This is a genomic window from Vibrio sp. 2132-1 (assembly GCF_033344315.1).
In genome coordinates this window covers 382,204-399,378 of record NZ_JAWPON010000001.1, presented here as the reverse complement: position 1 = coordinate 399,378, position 17,175 = coordinate 382,204, and the positions used below count along the sequence as shown (strand labels likewise).

19 protein-coding genes and 1 pseudogene are annotated in these 17,175 nt (G+C 43.5%); 7 read left to right on the top strand and 13 right to left on the bottom strand.

What is annotated here, in order from left to right:
- Positions 1-384 precede the first annotated feature (384 nt).
- A complete protein-coding gene (locus R8N47_RS01625; protein WP_064354741.1) occupies positions 385-777 on the top strand; it encodes a hypothetical protein in 393 nt (130 codons plus the stop codon).
- 40 nt (positions 778-817) lie between these two features.
- On the opposite strand, the gene R8N47_RS01620 is transcribed toward R8N47_RS01625, so the two are convergent.
- The 4 genes from R8N47_RS01620 to R8N47_RS01605 form a co-directional block, all read right to left on the bottom strand.
- A complete protein-coding gene (locus R8N47_RS01620; protein WP_064354740.1) occupies positions 818-1,822 on the bottom strand; it encodes a metal-dependent hydrolase in 1,005 nt (334 codons plus the stop codon).
- A gap of 328 nt (positions 1,823-2,150) precedes the next feature.
- The gene (locus R8N47_RS01615; protein ID WP_005388759.1) at positions 2,151-2,609 is read right to left on the bottom strand and encodes a hypothetical protein; all 459 of its coding nucleotides are present in this window, start codon (positions 2,607-2,609) and stop codon (positions 2,151-2,153) included.
- A 93-nt stretch (positions 2,610-2,702) separates the two neighbouring features.
- Entirely contained in the window at positions 2,703-3,731 is a 1,029-nt protein-coding gene (locus R8N47_RS01610; protein ID WP_064354739.1) for a phospholipase A, read from the bottom strand.
- 226 nt (positions 3,732-3,957) lie between these two features.
- Positions 3,958-4,461 carry a DUF2938 domain-containing protein gene (locus R8N47_RS01605; RefSeq protein WP_025767821.1) on the bottom strand — a complete coding sequence of 168 codons (504 nt, stop codon included), beginning with the start codon at positions 4,459-4,461 and terminating at the stop codon, positions 3,958-3,960.
- Positions 4,462-4,545: 84 nt separating this feature from the next.
- On the opposite strand from R8N47_RS01605, the gene R8N47_RS01600 reads away from it, so the two are divergent.
- Complete coding sequence (locus R8N47_RS01600) at positions 4,546-4,953, top strand: helix-turn-helix domain-containing protein (protein WP_021707542.1); 408 nt, start codon at positions 4,546-4,548, stop codon at positions 4,951-4,953.
- Positions 4,954-5,025: 72 nt separating this feature from the next.
- Here R8N47_RS01600 and def read toward each other — a convergent pair whose 3' ends face one another.
- The 5 genes and pseudogenes from def to R8N47_RS01575 all read right to left on the bottom strand — a co-directional run bounded on the left by def (position 5,026) and on the right by R8N47_RS01575 (position 9,295).
- On the bottom strand, positions 5,026-5,532 hold the full coding sequence (gene def, locus R8N47_RS01595; RefSeq protein ID WP_017635324.1) for a peptide deformylase: 507 nt from the start codon (positions 5,530-5,532) through the stop codon (positions 5,026-5,028).
- A 234-nt stretch (positions 5,533-5,766) separates the two neighbouring features.
- A complete protein-coding gene (locus R8N47_RS01590) occupies positions 5,767-6,231 on the bottom strand; it encodes an ABZJ_00895 family protein (RefSeq protein WP_017635325.1) in 465 nt (154 codons plus the stop codon).
- A 513-nt stretch (positions 6,232-6,744) separates the two neighbouring features.
- Positions 6,745-7,284 (bottom strand): tetratricopeptide repeat protein, encoded by a 540-nt coding sequence (locus R8N47_RS01585; RefSeq protein ID WP_064354738.1) that lies wholly within the window; start codon positions 7,282-7,284, stop codon positions 6,745-6,747.
- Between the two features lie 350 nt (positions 7,285-7,634).
- A pseudogene (locus tag R8N47_RS01580) lies at positions 7,635-8,645 on the bottom strand (AGE family epimerase/isomerase); the annotation flags it as partial.
- A gap of 107 nt (positions 8,646-8,752) precedes the next feature.
- Positions 8,753-9,295: an AAA family ATPase gene (locus tag R8N47_RS01575; protein ID WP_005376482.1), complete on the bottom strand. Its 543-nt coding sequence runs from the start codon at positions 9,293-9,295 to the stop codon at positions 8,753-8,755.
- A 53-nt stretch (positions 9,296-9,348) separates the two neighbouring features.
- On the opposite strand from R8N47_RS01575, the gene R8N47_RS01570 reads away from it, so the two are divergent.
- The gene (locus R8N47_RS01570; RefSeq protein WP_005376483.1) at positions 9,349-9,609 is read left to right on the top strand and encodes a hypothetical protein; all 261 of its coding nucleotides are present in this window, start codon (positions 9,349-9,351) and stop codon (positions 9,607-9,609) included.
- On the opposite strand, the gene R8N47_RS01565 is transcribed toward R8N47_RS01570, so the two are convergent.
- A complete protein-coding gene (locus R8N47_RS01565; RefSeq protein ID WP_005376484.1) occupies positions 9,586-10,929 on the bottom strand; it encodes a magnesium transporter in 1,344 nt (447 codons plus the stop codon). The two genes, R8N47_RS01570 and R8N47_RS01565, sit on opposite strands and share 24 nt — an antisense overlap.
- Before the next feature lie 215 nt (positions 10,930-11,144).
- On the opposite strand from R8N47_RS01565, the gene R8N47_RS01560 reads away from it, so the two are divergent.
- Positions 11,145-12,020 carry a universal stress protein gene (locus R8N47_RS01560; RefSeq protein WP_005376485.1) on the top strand — a complete coding sequence of 292 codons (876 nt, stop codon included), beginning with the start codon at positions 11,145-11,147 and terminating at the stop codon, positions 12,018-12,020.
- A 43-nt stretch (positions 12,021-12,063) separates the two neighbouring features.
- On the opposite strand, the gene R8N47_RS01555 is transcribed toward R8N47_RS01560, so the two are convergent.
- Positions 12,064-12,453, bottom strand: coding sequence for a MazG nucleotide pyrophosphohydrolase domain-containing protein (locus R8N47_RS01555; RefSeq protein ID WP_005376487.1), 390 nt, complete (start codon positions 12,451-12,453; stop codon positions 12,064-12,066).
- Between the two features lie 26 nt (positions 12,454-12,479).
- A complete protein-coding gene (locus R8N47_RS01550; RefSeq protein ID WP_005376488.1) occupies positions 12,480-12,908 on the bottom strand; it encodes a PaaI family thioesterase in 429 nt (142 codons plus the stop codon).
- A 211-nt stretch (positions 12,909-13,119) separates the two neighbouring features.
- On the opposite strand from R8N47_RS01550, the gene gloA reads away from it, so the two are divergent.
- Both gloA and R8N47_RS01540 read left to right on the top strand, forming a co-directional pair.
- Entirely contained in the window at positions 13,120-13,506 is a 387-nt protein-coding gene (gloA, locus tag R8N47_RS01545) for a lactoylglutathione lyase (protein WP_005376490.1), read from the top strand.
- Positions 13,507-13,517: 11 nt separating this feature from the next.
- Positions 13,518-14,618 carry an alkene reductase gene (locus tag R8N47_RS01540; protein ID WP_005376492.1) on the top strand — a complete coding sequence of 367 codons (1,101 nt, stop codon included), beginning with the start codon at positions 13,518-13,520 and terminating at the stop codon, positions 14,616-14,618.
- A 117-nt stretch (positions 14,619-14,735) separates the two neighbouring features.
- Here the strand turns inward: R8N47_RS01540 and R8N47_RS01535 are convergent, their stop codons facing one another.
- Positions 14,736-15,011 carry a nitrogenase-stabilizing/protective protein NifW gene (locus tag R8N47_RS01535; protein WP_005376494.1) on the bottom strand — a complete coding sequence of 92 codons (276 nt, stop codon included), beginning with the start codon at positions 15,009-15,011 and terminating at the stop codon, positions 14,736-14,738.
- A gap of 241 nt (positions 15,012-15,252) precedes the next feature.
- Here R8N47_RS01535 and R8N47_RS01530 point away from each other — a divergent pair, with 241 nt between their 5' ends.
- On the top strand, positions 15,253-17,103 hold the full coding sequence (locus tag R8N47_RS01530; RefSeq protein WP_064354736.1) for an acyltransferase family protein: 1,851 nt from the start codon (positions 15,253-15,255) through the stop codon (positions 17,101-17,103).
- Positions 17,104-17,175 lie beyond the last annotated feature (72 nt).

Here is a 17,175-nt window from a genome sequence, read left to right as displayed (position 1 = left end):
CTAGCTCTGAGTGGTTAATGAGATAATTTAGACCATGAAGAGCTAGGATAGAAGATCCCACATCATGTCCCATCGTCGCTGTACAAGGTGACGAAATACAAAAGATGCCACTCGCAGTTAAACGAGCGGCATTAAACCAAGCAGCTCGCCTTTTAACAAAGGAATTCCAGTAAGAATCCAGTAACCAGCGTATTCTCCCTTCAACTAGAAATACTCGTTCACAACTACCATATAAAACCCAATCAACTTCATTTGTAACAATTCAGGTTTCAAAAATAGGAAATCATTACTGAAAAAGTTTACCGCGTTTTGTGTTGCTATCTATGGTTACAATGTTTGAGACATCAATGCCTTCAAACCAAGCAACACAAAAGCGGCACCGATATGAACAGCGAAGCGAAACAACTATTTTCTTATCTATGTCAGCGATACGATGCGCTTTCTCAAGAGCTTGAGTCTCGCCCTTTTCCTGAATTTTCTGAGACTATTACTCATCCTCTTGGGCACTGTTTAGTCCGTTGCCCAGCAGGTAGCCAACGCTTTTCTATTGTAGCAGTCAACTTTGCACCCTCCGTTCGCGGGCAAGGCGTGCTTACTGCATTTATCGACTACATCAAAAGCAATCCTTACCACTACCAAGGTGTTGAGGTTGCAATCATTGAAAACAAGAACTTAGCTAAACGGCTTTTGTCTCTTGGCTGGAAGTACAAGTCCCTGTTTGGCAAGATTTTCTTCGCTAGCAAGCCGACCCTAGTAAAGGACTTTCAGTCTACGTAATGGTTACTACGACACCGCATCGGTATCCAAAGTAAAGCCATCACTCAAAATCCGTAAGCATGTTGAAGAAAACTTGGCGATCTTCTGCAGTACTTCCTCGATGAGCAGTGTATTCAACGTGCGCGTCTGCGCTGGCTTTTGGGGATAGATTGATGCCCCATAACGCATTAATTTGGTTTGGTACGATGGAATAACGCATATCAACAATTCGCATTTCATTATTCGGATCCGTCGCTACAAAACCGTTTGAAAACCAACGGAAACGTTCGATGTCTCTTGCTTGTTGCGATTGCGGGTTTAGCCACGGAAATTGCTCTTTTATATTTAACTTTGGAGTTGATTCGCCAGGGTAAATTTTTATTGAACGCCCCACCCTTACGGCATCTACATAGTAGCTCTCTTCCGTTTCATAAATTAGTTTCCAAACCAAAAGATTGCTGAAACTTGGTTTGGCTTTTAATTGTACAGCGTTGTGTTGTCGCTCTTTGACGATTTCCCAACCAGCTACTTCTGCTCTATCTCGCTGGATCATTCCAAGACTTAGGTAAGCCAGGCACCATAAAAATGCAATGCGGGCATAGTTTGGGCTTCGCTTCAGTGCAACAAACAAAAGCAATATTAAAATAGGGAGTGTGAACGCGGGGTCGATTACCGAAATAGTGTTCCAAGCATAACGCGTGTTGCTTATCGGCCATAGAAGCTGTGTTCCATAACTGGTGCATGCGTCTAATAACGCATGGGTACTATAACCAAGCGCGCAGTAAAACCAACTCTGCCGGAAGCTTAGTCCTCGCTTTTTTGCGAACAATGGATACAACACCAAAGCACAAATGAAACTACCAAACGGGATAAACAAGAGCGAGTGAGTAAATTGGCGATGGTATTCCAAATACAGCAAAGGATCAGTTGAAGAACGGATGAGCACATCTAAATCCGGAGCCATCCCAGAGACCACGCCCAACACGCCAACAACTGCAAGGTTTCGCTTGTTGCTCACGGCCAGTGGCAAAGCTGCACCCAATAAACCTTGCGTTAACGGATCCATCGTTCACTTCCTTTAGATAGATGAAGCTCAGCTGGAAAGCGTGAACGCTCAATAGTCGGTTCCAATTTAAAAACCAGAAGGTTCTTCGACATAAATTATCCGCATTTAAGTGGAAAACAATACACGACTTAGTCATGCATTTGCTTGTTTAGCAACAAACACCTTGATTTAGTGTAAGAAGGAATCACGCCGTTCGCTAGTGAACGAACAAATCTGAGTCTAGGCTTGTTTGGTATTTCAAACCCGAAGGTTTATCTGACGCGAAAAAACAAGGCGAACCAAATGGCTCGCCTTGTTTCTAATTTACTGAACGATAAACGACAGGTGTTTAGTCTTGAGGATTCTCTTTCGCGTTGATTTCAGCGTAAGTGTGCAGCAGCTCCGTCAATGTTTTTACCCACGCAAAAACATCCGAAGGTGCATTTTCGATTAGTTTTTCCACTAGAGCACAGTGTGTTTCTAGCGTGATGGCCTCTTCCAAACGGAATGAGATCGCGTAGAAATGCCAAAGCACCAATCGCGTCATTCGCTCGCTATTTTGCTTTGCGTTGTCTGAGTCATCAAACGCTTGTTGAATTTCACTCAGTGCGATTGCTGTCATGCGTAGCATTGCATCAAGACGTGCAGACAACATGCGGTCTTCACTATCCACTTCTTCTTGATCAAAAGTGAACAGCTCATTCATCACGTCTTCTGGCACCATTTTACTGATCATACGAGCACTAAACTCTTCCAGCTCATGGCGAGGCATAGTTACAAGACAATCGAAGGTGTAATCACGAAGCATAAAATCACTCTAGGTTAGAAATCAATTTCAGCCTCGCATTCTAAATATTGAAATTTCAATTGCCAGTGTTAATTTCTATCCATCTACGAAAAACTACAAAACACCGTTGATTGCAATACCAACACCAATCCGCTGCTGATTATGATCATAGTCGATCAAGCTCTTACCATAACCCGCTGAGTATTGTGCGTACCCCTGAACTTTGCCCCAAATCGGAAATGACACACCCAGTTCTGCAAAACCCTTATGTGTTTGAAAGTTCTGGCGACCTAAAAAGGTAAACTCGTAACCATTCCACTTGTAAGCACTCGATAGCTCAAAGTGTCCCATATAGTCTTCGATATCCGGGTTATCATCACCTTTGGGATCATTAGGCGATGTCTTTTCATCTTCAGGTATACGCCACCAAGGCTGGATAGAAACCGCAAAATTGTCTTTTGCAAAGGTTACGTTGGCATAGACACGGTTCCAACTGCGCGATAGCTCCTGTCTCTGACCGTTAGACTCATGTTCAATACCAAAACCTAACCAAGTCGAACCATCAAGTGGTATCCAGTCAGTTGGGGTGTAGTAAAAAAGCTCTGGACGATAATTGGTTTCACGGAATGGACGAGATGCTGCACCCGTGTATACCTGCCAAAATGATTTAAGAGTCATTCCAAAAAACAGACCATCGCCATCAAACAACAAGTCATCATAGTTCATTGGTACTTTAAAACTGATTTGGAACTCCGCCTCTTCCTTACGCAGTTCATCGCCGTATTTGGTGTCAGCATACGCGCGTTTATTTACTCGATCACTGTACGTAAACGGAAGAATATAGTTAACGCGATGCGCGACTAGGCTAAACGGTTCGAACGCGTTTTCTCGTTCTGATTCCAAACGCTTGTCGACCAAGCTTTCCTGAAGTTCTTCAGGCTCTTCAATTTCTGGATCTGCGGGCACTGTGCTGGTTACTGTGTCAAGCTCACACTGCACGCGAATGCTCTTTATGGTTTCCTCACCTTTGCTTTGCTTTATTTTGTCTAGCAAACATAAATCATAAGCACTGGCTGTTTCTCCCATCGCAACTGGCGCTGCCAATAAACTCAGTATTGATATCCCTGCCACTTTTGAAGCCATCTGAAACCCTTAATATTCTTTATGTCAAACCAGATAATTTTAGTTTTTCTTGGTAAACCGCTTGCCATTCTGACGTTAAGGCAATGTTAAATGTCCGCCGACTTTACGTCTTGGATAAATGCAACAGACTTTAGACATATCGGTCAACTATGATCAAAGCGCAAAAAACAACCAAGAGTTGAGCATCATAGATAAAAACCACTCGTTTGCATGATGCTCATGTTCTCTATGCAAAATACTGGCTCGTAACTTTGATTGCAAACCCGGCTATGAATAAACCCAAACCATAACCCAAATGCGCCAATGTGCTAAGAAAACGGGCTTTCCAAGGTGTTGGGGTTTTACTCGCAGCAAAACCAAATCCTAGACAAGGTTGAATGACCAAAAATGGGAAGATCAACGTTACCACGCCTGTAATTAAGCTGGGCATTAGACTGGGCTCTACCAACCAATGATGACCAAAAACAGTAACGTGAGCCAAAGCGAAAGTAACGCCGATGGCATAATGCAAAAACCAGCCAAGTGACTTTTCTCCCGGCATCGCCTCTGACGCCATAATTGGCGCATGCATAAACTTTCCTTGGGGCATGTACAAAACCCAGCGCGCAACCAACGCATAGTTTAATGAAGGAATACCAAACACTCTCCTTTGTAACCATGCCCATAAATCCATTATCAAAGTGGCACCAATCCCTATTAGCACAGCTTGCAATCCCATTAAAAGCAGCATTTTTCTCTCCTCAAGTTTTTGATTTGTTAAGGTCTTAGTTGCATGCTACAACTTAAAGCCAACTTGAAGTCAATGGGGAATAATATGGATATTGCAGAAGTGGTTAGAAAATCAGGATTGCCGACTTCAACGCTCAGGTACTACGAACAGCTGGGGTTAATTCGCTCGATAGGAAGGAATGGATTGAGACGCCAATATTCACCAGAGGTACTCAATACACTCAATTTAATTAGTTTGGGGCGTATCGCTGGAATATCGCTTAACGAAATGGCAGAAATGTTGAATCAATCAGAAGTTTCAAAGCCATATATCGATCGTGACTTACTAACGAAAAAGGCACTTGAGATTGATGAGCAAATAAAACGTTTGAAAGCGGTGCGAGACAGCCTAAACCATGTTGCCACCTGCCCTCATGAGTCACATATGGACTGTTCTTCATTTCAAAGGCTTATGAAGGTCGTAAAGCGTTATGTCCCCCAAAAGCAGAGATAAACCGCTCTCACTACCGTCCTATTCTTAATTTAAAAGGAAGTAACTCGACATGGAGGGTTACTTCCTCTCATATTACTTAGCTTTCGCTTTTACGTACTTCTTCACTTTTTTCATCGCCATTTTTTGCTTCAGCGGTGAAAGGTAATCAATGAACAAGTTACCAGATAGGTGATCAATTTCGTGCTGCATCACAATCGCCAAGAACTCATCGCTCTCGATTGTAATCGGGTTGCCATCACGGTCTAGTGCAGAAACAACAACTGACGTGTAACGCTCTACATCTGCGTAGTACTCAGGAACAGATAGGCACCCTTCTTGACCAAGTGCTTTGTTTTCTCCGCTCACCACTTCTGGGTTAACCAAGATTAAAGGATCATTGCGTTCGTCAGAGATATCGATGACAACAACCGCCTCTTTTCTGCCTACTTGGGTTGAAGCTAAACCGATACCATTGCCCGTTGCGTAAAGTGTTTCTAGCATATCGTCTATCAGCGTTTGTACTGTCGATACATCAGTGACTTTTTCTGCTTTTACTTTAAGCCTTGGGTCTGGAATGGAGAGAATTTCGAGGACTGCCATACTTACCTTTCATATCTATAAATCGTAATTCGTGGCGAATTATACACACGTTTCTCGATACATAAACCTGCTAAGCTATCTTGCGTACAAGGCATAAACCATTAACTCAAACGACAACACAATAAATGGGGTTGCCTTTTAGACAAAAAATCCTACAAACAGGAAACTAAAACGCCAGCACATTATGGCTGGCGTCTTGTCATGATCCTAATTGAATCGTTTGTTGTATTTTATCTACTGACTTTCCTTGGCTTTGAGTAATACTCTAATCGCCATTTTCTCACCACTTTTTAAAATTAAGTAGGCGATGCCAATCGTTATTAGCATTATGATAGCAATAAAAATACTTACCCCACCGAGCTCAGATAATAAATAAAACGGAGAAATATCTAACGACATTAAGATAAGAGAGAACACTACCAAACTTGCTAAAGTCCACAGTAAAACAGCATACCATCTTGTTTTTGATGGCATTACATCTCCAGTCTTGTAGCCGAAGTAATAACCAACACTCATGGCTGGGATTAACGTGCTAAGAAAGCCTGTACCACTCATTTCTATCCCAACAATATATTCAATGGCCAACAGCAATGCAGCCCAACAAACGGACGCCAGACACAACAGAGACGTAACAAGAAGTACCGATGGTGGCTGGTTTATTTCTGATTCTGAATAGTTATTTTTTAATTCCACTTTCATTTCTTTCCATTTATTTGAATAAAATAAGCGTTTTAGATCATGCTTCCGCTTGGACAACCTAGAGAAACAACACCACAAGAAATACAACTTGTAGCTTTTTAAATAGTTTTATTTTCATTTAACCTAGATTCCAACTAACTGTTATTTTTTAAAACTAAACCCTCTCTCTCAAATTGTATATTCAATAAGTTTACTCATATGGGCCTAGTGCAACCAAGTTAATACGTTCTATGTATCAGAAACAATTCATTTATTTCCAATGACACTAGTGAGATTATGCGACGTGATTGGAATCTCACTTAAGTTTTCATGGACCTATCGCGCTGAAAATTGAATCCTCTACCTGTCATAGAATAAAAAGCCGTCAAAACCAGTTGGTTCTGACGGCTTTTTATTTTCTATTACACACTCGATTATTGTTGCAGATTCGCTGTGGCTTCTACTGCTTTGTAGAAGTCCAGCACTCTCTGTTTGAGGTTCGATTAAAACCCTATAAAACATTAAGCCGCAATATTAATTGAGTTGTTCTATATAGCGATTCAGCTCTACCGCATATGTTTTTTGATCAATCGCAGTGTCACCTATTTCTTCATCTAGAAATCCAAGTAGCATTTGTGCACCACCTTCACCATTATTTAACGCTTGCGTCAAGTAATAGGCTGAAAGCACCTTATTTTCAGGTAAACCACAGCCATCATCATACAAACATGATCCTAAATAAAATTGTGCACTAGCCAACCCATCATCAGCAGCCTCTGAGATTAAAGAAAAGCCCCGCTTAACATCCATGACTTTTGGCTCTTTCAGAAGGATTACCCCTAAAAGCTCTTTACTATGAACATCATCCACTTCGATAGCTTTGATCAATAAAGACTTTGCTCCTTGCACATCACCTTGTTCATAAAATTTATTTGCTTCGCTGTACAACTGCTCTGGAGCTTCTCGGTTCTTAGTTAGGAGGCTTTCTGTCGTTTTAGTTGCCTCAAACTTTGACGTAGTATCGTTACATGCCGTAACAAGGAGCACTACGAATAAAACGTTAACAATTCTCATGTTATTCCCATGTACATTTGATAAACAAGACTGCTGTCGAGTATGAATCGTCATACTGACCGCTTACAATTTGAAACTTTGTATTGATCGGAGCTTTAGCACTAGCTTCACACATATTGGCAATTTGACCACGAACATAAGCACTCGAATCAAAGTTATACTTGTCTTCTTGAGAAATTATACTTGCTAATGAAACTCTAGATAGTTGAGGAGCTTTCCCATATTCCCTTTCGACTTTCAAATACTTCACATTAACAATCAAAATGCAGCCAGATGATTCTAGATTTGCATTGTGTACTCGATTAGCTAGTACTCTAACGTTTTGTCGGATAATATCAAAGAGAAGCATAGCTCTGCCTTTCTGGTGAGAAGCGCGCTTTGACTTGCTCAAAGTTTTGCTGGTATTGCGCTTGTTTAAGTGTGTGTTTCATTCCTTTGAAGCCAAACTCTGTCCAATTGGAATTCTCCAACAACTGACCAGTGAGATACGTCATCCAATACGCTTTGATGGTGTGTCCAAAATCATTGTGTTTCGCATCTGGCATCATTACCGCTTTGTGGTGTATCGCGCCATAAAAACGCCGCTCTTTGTTGGAGTGGTAGTTATCCAGCATCACTTGCGTCAGCCACTCCAGATCTTGTTTCCACTTGGCTTGCGCTGGTTCTGGTAAAAGTGGCGCCGTTAACAACAGATAGCCATTGATCTGGTCAAGTTGAGCGACTAGCTCTTGCTGCTTCGCACTTTCCCCATCACCGTCTTTCAAAACCCACGCCAGACCGCGATCATCGCTTCGTCGGTATTGTTTAAATATAAACGCTTGCTGGTCGATAAGCGCTTGTTCGACCTTTGGATCTTGAGTCAAGTAGTAGTACATCGCCAAACCCACTAAGGCGTATGCTTGGTCTTGAGAAGTTCGTTGTTGCCACTCCATCCCCGGTTTCCCACTACGCGTAAAGCTCACAAAGCCGCCGTTTTTCTCATCTTGTAGATGATCAATCAGGTAATAAGCCCCTTTCTTTGCCAGCTCTAATGCTTGCTTGTCACCCGTAAGATGAAAAAGCACGCCATAAGCGTAAGTTTGGCGCGATTTCATGCGGGTGTATTCGCGATCGAAGTGCGGGCTAATCCACCCTTTGTTTAATTCTCCACACGGCTTTTGTGGATCGAGAATGACACCGTTATCACAACGAAAAGTCGGAAAATTCCCCGCAGGTTGTCCATGCGCGCTTTCCATCATCCAATATGGGGCTAGGCCATTCGTCACATGGTTTAACCAATCATCCCCCGAAGGCAGGCCTACATCAGCAAAGCTGCTCATGCTCGTCGTTGCGAGCAATAAGGTAAAATATTTAAAAGACATAACACTCAATTAAGTTATTGAATTTTATCCAGTATAAATAACTCCCTTTACGCATATTGTTGTCGTGCTCACAATAGCCTTACGCATTTGTTTGCATCAATCATCTTTCAGCCTTGTTCGATGACTGAGCCGAGAATAAACGCTACTCTGTCTTCGACTGACATTTTGGGCACTTCGATCAATTGATAACCAAATTTGTGATAAGCGTTGACCATCTGTTGATACGTAGCCACCGCTTCAGAAAAGTCTTGCTTTCGCTCTTCGTCGTTGCTGAATATCGACGTCCACGGTGGAAAAATGAATGCTTGAGAATGATAACGAAGCGTCTGGCAATGCGTGATGAGCTCATGCGAGATTGGCAGTTGTTCCAACTTACTGTAGCCATATACGTCCACAATACTGCGATCAAAAAACACATTCCCTTGGTGGACATTGAAAGCTCGGTAATTGCTCACTTCTGCCTTCATCATTTCGTCTCGAAAAGCTTGTTTGTCATTCCAAGGTAATGCTGAACCGTGATTGGCAACCTGCGTTTGTATTATTTGACGGCCGGTTTCTGGCGCGCAGATAAAACCTTGTGTTTTTAGCTGTTCGATTACCGAAGTTTTCCCTGCACCGGGACCACCAGAGAATACGATGAGTTTATTCAAAATTGTTTCCTTATTTTTTGTTTGAGTGAAGTAATGCGTGTACAGCCAAGAAAATGGGCATCATCTGGCGTTTGAAATTGGAATTTGGCACGCCAGCGTTAAGCGAGATCGGTAGTGGGAAATTTGGGGGAATAGAACTGAGCAGTGAAGAGATTTACAAAGTAAGAACCGAAACGACGTGTTCATCGGTTATGGAAAACGGAGGAATGCTGAGCGAAGCAAGCTCGCCCAAAATACTGGGTTGGGAAGTGGTGCGATTGGTTCTGATGGTTAACGCGTCAATTGGATATCTATATCAAGAAAATGGCACCTAAGCCTAAGAACGCAAAGAAACCGACGACATCGGTAACGGTCGTCAATACTACCGAGCCAGCCACGGCGGGGTCAATGTTAAACTTCTTCAACGTGAATGGTATCAACGTCCCCGATGCCGCGGCCGCCAAACTATTGAGGAAAATTGCACAACAGATAATAAGCGCCAATGGCCAAGAGTCAAACACCATGTAGACGACACCCGCGATGACTAATCCCATGATCAAGCCATTAATGGTGGCGATTTTTAATTCCTTATTCACCAATAGCTTCAAGTTACTTTGGTGCAAGTGGTTTAGTGCGATACCTCGAATGGCCACCGCTAAGGTTTGGCTACCCGCGATGCCGCCCATGCTCGCCACGACAGGCATTAAGATCGCAAGCGCAACGACTTGCTCGACCACATTATCAAAAAGCCCAATGATGGCGGAGGCTACGAAAGCGGTCAGCAAGTTAATCACTAGCCAAAGTGCTCTTAACCTTGTCGCCACGCTTAATGGTGTGAACAAATCTTCTTCGCTTCGTACGTTTTCTGCCACTACAGCTTGTAGGCTGAGTTCGCGCAACGTAATCGCGATGGTCGCCATCGACAAGACGCCCATAATTTTGCCACCAGCCATGATAGGAAACCAATGTGCTCCACCATCAATCGAGACTTGTTTGCTGACGCTTTGAATCGTTTGAATATCTTCTAGAATTGGCGTAACTACGGTCAAGTCGGTAAGTTTGATATGATTTTCGTGCATCAACAGGGTTTGCGGCTCTATCGTACCAATCACACCACTCGCATCACGCACAATAATCAACCGCACTGGACTTTGCCCACGTTTTAGCAGCTCGGTTTTGATGCCTCCTACGCTGTTTTTAGGGTTTGCGACCAGAAAGTGAGGCTCGGCATAACGTCCAACTTTGTTGTCTTCATACGACAATGCTTGTTGGATATGCGCGACAGACTCTTCACTTTGATCAATAAGGTATTCATCTACAAATTCGGTCGGTAGAAAGTCCGCAAAGATGATCAGTTCTGAATCCGTTATGTACGCCAAGCGTTCATGTTGTAAGTCTTTATTGAGTGATTGATGAATGTGCTTGGCGGTGTCGTATCGGAGCAAATTTAATACCGTCCAATACTTCTCAGGCGGCACTGCTTCTATGACACGCTTACGGTAAGCAATGTTGACCGATTCCAAAATGTTCGCAATCTGTGCTTCTTGATAGTCTTTCAAAAAGCTCAAGTCTTCGGTCGATTCTATCGCTTTAATGATCTCAGCAAGCAAATGTGGCACTTTGCGGTTAATTTGCAATTGGTTGGAATCTATCATTACTTTTACCTATAGCTTTCACTACCACATTCGCCGTATTGACGATATGTGCTATCCGAAGGCATGAATTCTTGATGTTAAAATTCTAGGCGATAGTTGACTTAATTGCGGAATTTATATTTCGCTCGCAGAAACAAAACGCCTCTGCATCAGTTCATGGTATAGACTTGAATGTGTGTCAGGCTCATTCGCCTTGTTTGATAATGGAGTAATCAATGGCACCTGTATTTTTTCTGACTCAGCAGGCCGCCTTACCAAGTCGTAAGGTGCTTCGTAAAGTGATTCAATTTTCGACAGCGCTGGCTCAGCCTATTGTAGTTTTAGTGGAAGACCATCGCCGAAGTGAAGATCACGCATTCGCTCATTTTCTCAGTTTCAACTCTGACCATATAGAAAAAAGACAAGCTGAGTTTGAAGCTTGGACCTTAAAGTTCAACGCATTAATTGTCGAACTTTGTGAAGAAGAAGAGCTTGAAACACCAACGCTCTCTTACGAGCATTTCAAAGGGAGCCATTGGGTTGAGCAAGTTGCGAAACGACTTGTTGACCACACTGACTTACTGCTCGTGGGACACTTTAACAAACACGAGATTCAAACGATGCTCACAGAACTAGCACAACAAGATTGCGACTTGTTGCTACTGAGTGAGCGTTCATGGCCTTCTCACGCCAACATGCTTTGTGCAATCGACCCACTTCATCGAGGGGATGAAAAGTCGATAGTAGATAAAGCCATCGTCTCGCGAGGCTCAAAATTAGAACAAACCTTAAGCGGGAAAATGACGCTCGTTTACTGCCGATACGTCGCGCCATACCTCTCTCGCTATCGTGCAGAGATATTAAGCAATCAAAAAGCAGGCATTACAGATTTTATTACTGCGCAAAAGTTAACGCGAGTTCCATTACTATTACCGGAAGGAAACCCTGAAACGGCGTTACCAAAAGCAGTTAAGCAATCACAAGCAGCGATTTTGATTATGGGGGCATGTAAACGAAGCATGTCATCTCAATTTTGGTCTGGCAGCACTGTAGACACGTTACTTGATCAACCACCTTGTGACCTACTGTTGGTCAACAGCTCCAAGGGCTGACTAGGTATTCTCTATTAACCTATCCTTTCAATACCAAGCGCAGTTATTGGCTCTTTACATCTTCTAACTGCGCGGCTTCATGCTCTGCGTTCAAGGCTTGTTTCTGCTGCTGTTTTATCTCATCCCAACTGCGTCCCGACTCAATCGCAGATACACGCTGATCGTATTTGTTGCAGGCTCTTTCGAGTACTTTCTCAGGATCTATACCCTTTTCTCTTTCCAGCGCTTTTAATACGTTAAGATAGTTCCACAACACATCGCCTAACTCGTCTTCCAAATGACAAAGGCGATCCTCACGAATCTCTTCGCGGACTTCATCAACTTCTTTGCCAATGGCCTCCAGATAAGTCTCTACGCCTTTAAACCAAGTGTTGGTTTGGTCATATTGAGATTTTCTCGTCGCAATTGCATACAGCTCATCAAATTTCTTCATTGCCTCTCCGTAGAACACGTTTTTATTTATGCCTTTTTAGGACGAATAAACTTCCCTTTAGCCGTCACTCTAACTTCGCTATTGACCCGCAATTGAGCCACCAGTTGATATATACCGCGTCGTTCACCTTCACAGTGTGCAGTAATCGTGACTCGATCATCTAACTGAATAGGTGCATGGTAGCGCACATCCAACTGCGCCGTAAGGGCTTGAATGTCTCTAGATAACAAACAATGCGTCATTGCACCATCGAGAAGCGAACTGGCAATACCACCATGCAACAGGTCTGTGTAACCTTGATGACGCGGTAAAACGTGAAACTCTCCGACAACAGAACCATCGGCTAGGTATTGGTAGTTCACGGCCAAAGAGTTCGGATTCACATTAATTGAAGAACAAACCGCACATTGATGATGATATTCGTGAGTGTAATGACAGTAGCTGTTTGTGGACATGATAGTTACTCGGTTTCTCAAAAGAGTAATTAGCATATGCCAACAATTAAAAAGAAACGGCGAGTAATCTTTGTTTGCATGTTGCAGGGCCAGCAACCTCGCTTTTCATAACACTAAATAATCATTTTAATAATTAACGATAATTTCCAGTTTATTTAGAGTGGCGATATGGTTTGCATAGTGATTACGCAACGTTATGAAAAGGCGACTTATGAAGTTTCTCCACACGATGATCCGTGTAGCTGACCTAGACAAATCTATCGAATTTTATACAAAAGTTCTGGGAATGAGTGTTTTGGATCGTTTTGAAAACCAAGAATACCGTTACTCACTGGTGTTTGTTGGTAACCCTGATCAACCAGATGGCGCGACCATCGAGCTAACTTATAACTGGGACACCGACAGTTACGACTTGGGTAACGCATTCGGACACATGGCACTGGGGTCTGAAGATATTTACGCCGCTTGCGAAAAAATTAAAGCGCTTGGTGGCAACGTTACTCGCGAGCCAGGTCCAATGAAAGGCGGAGAAACTCACATCGCGTTCATTAAAGATCCCGATGGTTACCAAATCGAGCTCATCCAAACTCAAAAATAACGAGGTTTCCTATGACAGACGCATTATTTCAACCCATTCAACTTGGCTCTCTCTCATTAAAAAACCGTATCGTTATGCCTCCGATGACGCGTTCTCGTGCTTCTCAACCAGGTAATATCGCTAACGACATGATGGCGACCTACTATGCTCAACGTGCTGAAGCGGGCCTAATCGTTGCTGAAGGCACACAAATTTCGCCAATGGGTCAAGGCTATGCATGGACACCAGGCATTTACAGCCCAGAGCAAATTGCTGGCTGGAAAAAAGTAACTGATGCAGTGCACGAGAAAGGCGGCACTATCTTCGCGCAATTGTGGCACGTTGGTCGTGTGACTCACCCTGATAACATTGGCGGTGAGCAACCTATTTCTTCTTCTGCGCTAAAAGCAGAAAACGTGAAAGTATTTGTCGATAACGGCACAGACGAACCGGGCTTTGTCGACGTGGTTGAGCCACGTGAAATGACCAAACAAGACATCAAGAACGTTATTGAAGAGTACCGCCAAGCCGCACTAAACGCGATAGAAGCCGGATTCGATGGTATCGAGCTTCATGCAGCGAATGGCTACTTGGTTAACCAGTTTATCGATTCTGAAGCGAATAACCGCACCGATGAATACGGTGGCTCTATTGAAAACCGTCTGCGTTTTCTTGGTGAAGTGATAGAAGCGATGACGCAAGCCATTGGAGCTGAGCGTGTTGGTGTTCGTCTTGCGCCATTCACTTCGTTAAATGGCACCGTTGATAGTACGCCAGTCGAAACCTACACCGCCGCTGCAGCGCTGCTTGATAAACTCAATGTGGTTTACATTCACATTGCAGAAGTAGATTGGGACGACGCGCCAGACACTCCGCACAACTTTAAAACCGCAGTTCGTGAGGCGTACAAAGGTACACTGATTTATGCCGGTCGTTACAACGATGAAAAGGCGCAACACGCGATCGAAAGTGGTTTAGCTGACATGATTGGCTTTGGCCGTCCGTTTGTTGCAAACCCCGACTTACCAAGCCGCATCAAGCATGGCTATCCACTGGCAGAACATGACCCTGCCACATTGTTCGGCGGCGGTGAAAAAGGCTTAGTGGACTACCCTGCGTACCACGCGGGTTAATTCATCTACGTAAAGCTGATTCGCAACTCGCGACAAACCAATAGCGAAACCAAAAGAACCTTGCTCTTCCCCCTGTAACGCCAAGATGCAGGGTTCTTTTTAGGCAAGCCATCAGAATTAACGTCTTTGACAAGATGTACAACCTCGACACGCAGAGCGCGTCTTTTTACTGAGCAAACTGCGTTGTACTTTACAGTAAGCATTCTTTAAAGCACGACGACCTGAAAACCAATCATCCGGTTTAGTGAGGATTAAGTAGCCGTTAAACCTCTTAACCAACTCGGTTCGGTTGTTTTCGATAAATCGGCTATCAAACTCGATGTCGAAGTAATCCAAAGCCTCTTCGATACAAGTAAAGCTGGCAATTTTTTCCTGAATCGTATTCTCTGTCATCGTTTCTTTAGCGTAATCATTTTCAATGAAGTCTAAGTGCCTCGCGCTTTACGTTCTTTGATTTAGCGCTTCTTAAGATCATTCTTTATGGGTTTTCCATATTGAAATTCAATTTGGGAATTCGTTAACCCACCTAGCATTTTCATTTTGACAATCACTTTAAGGCACTGATTTAAATAAACATTATTTCTGGTTCATATTTTGCTCTACTTCATTAAACGGAATGTTGGAGCAACACGATATGACTTACAGAGCAGAAGTAGACGGATTAAGGGCGATTGCTGTCACGTTGGTGATTTTGTTTCATGCAGGAGTTGAGCAATTCGCTGGTGGCTTTATTGGCGTCGACGTGTTCTTTGTGATCAGCGGCTATTTGATCACTACCATCGTGATTAACGACTTAGAAAACCAGAAGTTCAGCCTTGGTGATTTTTATGAGCGACGCATTCGTCGCATACTCCCCCTCTTACTAGTGGTGATCGCCGTCAGCTATTTGATGTCTTGGTGGCTATTTTTGCCGCAAGCACACAAAGACGTTGGTCAGTTCGCAGTGTCTTCCATTCTTTCCGCATCCAACATTCTTCTGTATTTGAAAAGCCACAATTACTTCGGTTTAGAAGATCAAGCCAACCCGCTGTTTCACACTTGGAGCTTGGGCGTTGAAGAACAATACTACATTGTCATTCCTTTGCTACTCATGCTACTCGCTCGTGGCAAAAACGCGTTTTACCTGACTTTTTTCATCGCGGTATTTGCGCTGAGTTTGATGACTATTGTCTACGCGAGCAACGATCCTGATTTCGCTTTTTACATGATCTTCTCTCGTGCTTGGGAACTGGCAACCGGTTCATTACTCGCATTAGTGATGAGAAAAGTCCAAGTTCAATCTAACGATACTCTAGCAACCATTGGCATCGTTTTGATATTGGCTTCCGCGCTTTTGTTTGAAAAATCGCAAGATGGCGCGGGCATTACGCTGCTGGTGCCGGTCATCGGTAGCGCGTTGGTGATTTTGTTTGCCTCTAAAGGCAATGTCTGCGGTAGATTACTGAGCCTAAAGTGGGTCGTGTTCGTCGGCTTAATCAGCTACAGCTTATACTTGTGGCACATTCCATTATTTGTCTTTTACCGCTACGTGTTGGACACAACACAAGACGTCAATATCCCGCTTTACGTTATCGCTCTTTTTGTACTGTCTTACTTCACTTGGCGCTTTATTGAAAAGCCGTTCCGTAGCCGAAAAGCCATGAGCATGCGCACTGTGTCCGCGGTTATTGTGTTGTTGACGTTGCCCTTGCTAACGCTCGGCGTTATCGGTCATCAAAACGGTGGTTTTCCAGAAAGAAGCGCATTTTTCGAGGCCATGCGCGTTAACAACGGTTATGGTTTAGATTGCAACGGCAACACCAACGTTAACGATGTGTGCTCGTCTGCGCCGCAGCCCGCCATCGCTGTGTTAGGCAATAGTCACAGCATGGTTTACGTGAAGCGTCTATCTGAAGTAACACCAACTGGCGTGGTGCAACTTACTCAAGATTCCTGTGCGGTCGGTTATGTCGACATCCTAGAAGCTGCTGGCTCAATTTCTTGCCGACAGTTCTTCAATGAGGCTGTCGATACAATTCTAAGTACCCCTTCCATTCGTCGCGTTGTTATCTCTTCTAATTTCAATAAAGAGCTTTCACAAGCCGATTATGAAGCATCATTAACCAAATTATTGAATGAACTGAAAGGAAAGGAAGTGGTCGTTTTCGGTCCAACCCCTTCTGCACCGTTTGCGGTAGGAGAATGCCTTTGGAAAGCGCGTTTGTTTGGCGAGACAGAAGAGTCTGCCTGCGACTTTTCTCCCAAACAACATCACCCTCAAAACGTGGCGAAGTTAGTGAACTACTTTGAGCAATTTGAGCACGTTGAGTTTGTCGACTTGACCGATGCCATTTGCAGAAATGGCGTATGTCGAATGAGAGTTGGAGCAAACAATGCGATGTATACGGATGACAGCCATTTATCTTACAAAGGTGCTGAGTTGGTGCTTGGGCATTACCTCAACACTACAAATGAAGCGCAACAGTTCACTTACGATCGACAATAACCAAGGAAATAAACTTTTATGCTTCAGCGCTTATCTCAGGTAAGCGCTGAATGCTTTAAAGCAAGACAAAGC

What these genes read in the sequence shown, in the direction of transcription:
- R8N47_RS01625 (WP_064354741.1), top strand. Translation starts at nt 385, where the DNA reads ATGAACAGCGAAGCGAAACAACTATTTTCTTATCTATGTCAGCGATAC.
- R8N47_RS01620 (WP_064354740.1), bottom strand. Translation starts at nt 1,822, where the DNA reads ATGGATCCGTTAACGCAAGGTTTATTGGGTGCAGCTTTGCCACTGGCC.
- R8N47_RS01615 (WP_005388759.1), bottom strand. Translation starts at nt 2,609, where the DNA reads ATGCTTCGTGATTACACCTTCGATTGTCTTGTAACTATGCCTCGCCAT.
- R8N47_RS01610 (WP_064354739.1), bottom strand. Translation starts at nt 3,731, where the DNA reads ATGGCTTCAAAAGTGGCAGGGATATCAATACTGAGTTTATTGGCAGCG.
- R8N47_RS01605 (WP_025767821.1), bottom strand. Translation starts at nt 4,461, where the DNA reads ATGCTGCTTTTAATGGGATTGCAAGCTGTGCTAATAGGGATTGGTGCC.
- R8N47_RS01600 (WP_021707542.1), top strand. Translation starts at nt 4,546, where the DNA reads ATGGATATTGCAGAAGTGGTTAGAAAATCAGGATTGCCGACTTCAACG.
- def (WP_017635324.1), bottom strand. Translation starts at nt 5,532, where the DNA reads ATGGCAGTCCTCGAAATTCTCTCCATTCCAGACCCAAGGCTTAAAGTA.
- R8N47_RS01590 (WP_017635325.1), bottom strand. Translation starts at nt 6,231, where the DNA reads ATGAAAGTGGAATTAAAAAATAACTATTCAGAATCAGAAATAAACCAG.
- R8N47_RS01585 (WP_064354738.1), bottom strand. Translation starts at nt 7,284, where the DNA reads ATGAGAATTGTTAACGTTTTATTCGTAGTGCTCCTTGTTACGGCATGT.
- R8N47_RS01570 (WP_005376483.1), top strand. Translation starts at nt 9,349, where the DNA reads ATGGGCATCATCTGGCGTTTGAAATTGGAATTTGGCACGCCAGCGTTA.
- R8N47_RS01565 (WP_005376484.1), bottom strand. Translation starts at nt 10,929, where the DNA reads ATGATAGATTCCAACCAATTGCAAATTAACCGCAAAGTGCCACATTTG.
- R8N47_RS01560 (WP_005376485.1), top strand. Translation starts at nt 11,145, where the DNA reads ATGGCACCTGTATTTTTTCTGACTCAGCAGGCCGCCTTACCAAGTCGT.
- R8N47_RS01555 (WP_005376487.1), bottom strand. Translation starts at nt 12,453, where the DNA reads ATGAAGAAATTTGATGAGCTGTATGCAATTGCGACGAGAAAATCTCAA.
- R8N47_RS01550 (WP_005376488.1), bottom strand. Translation starts at nt 12,908, where the DNA reads ATGTCCACAAACAGCTACTGTCATTACACTCACGAATATCATCATCAA.
- gloA (WP_005376490.1), top strand. Translation starts at nt 13,120, where the DNA reads ATGAAGTTTCTCCACACGATGATCCGTGTAGCTGACCTAGACAAATCT.
- R8N47_RS01540 (WP_005376492.1), top strand. Translation starts at nt 13,518, where the DNA reads ATGACAGACGCATTATTTCAACCCATTCAACTTGGCTCTCTCTCATTA.
- R8N47_RS01535 (WP_005376494.1), bottom strand. Translation starts at nt 15,011, where the DNA reads ATGACAGAGAATACGATTCAGGAAAAAATTGCCAGCTTTACTTGTATC.
- R8N47_RS01530 (WP_064354736.1), top strand. Translation starts at nt 15,253, where the DNA reads ATGACTTACAGAGCAGAAGTAGACGGATTAAGGGCGATTGCTGTCACG.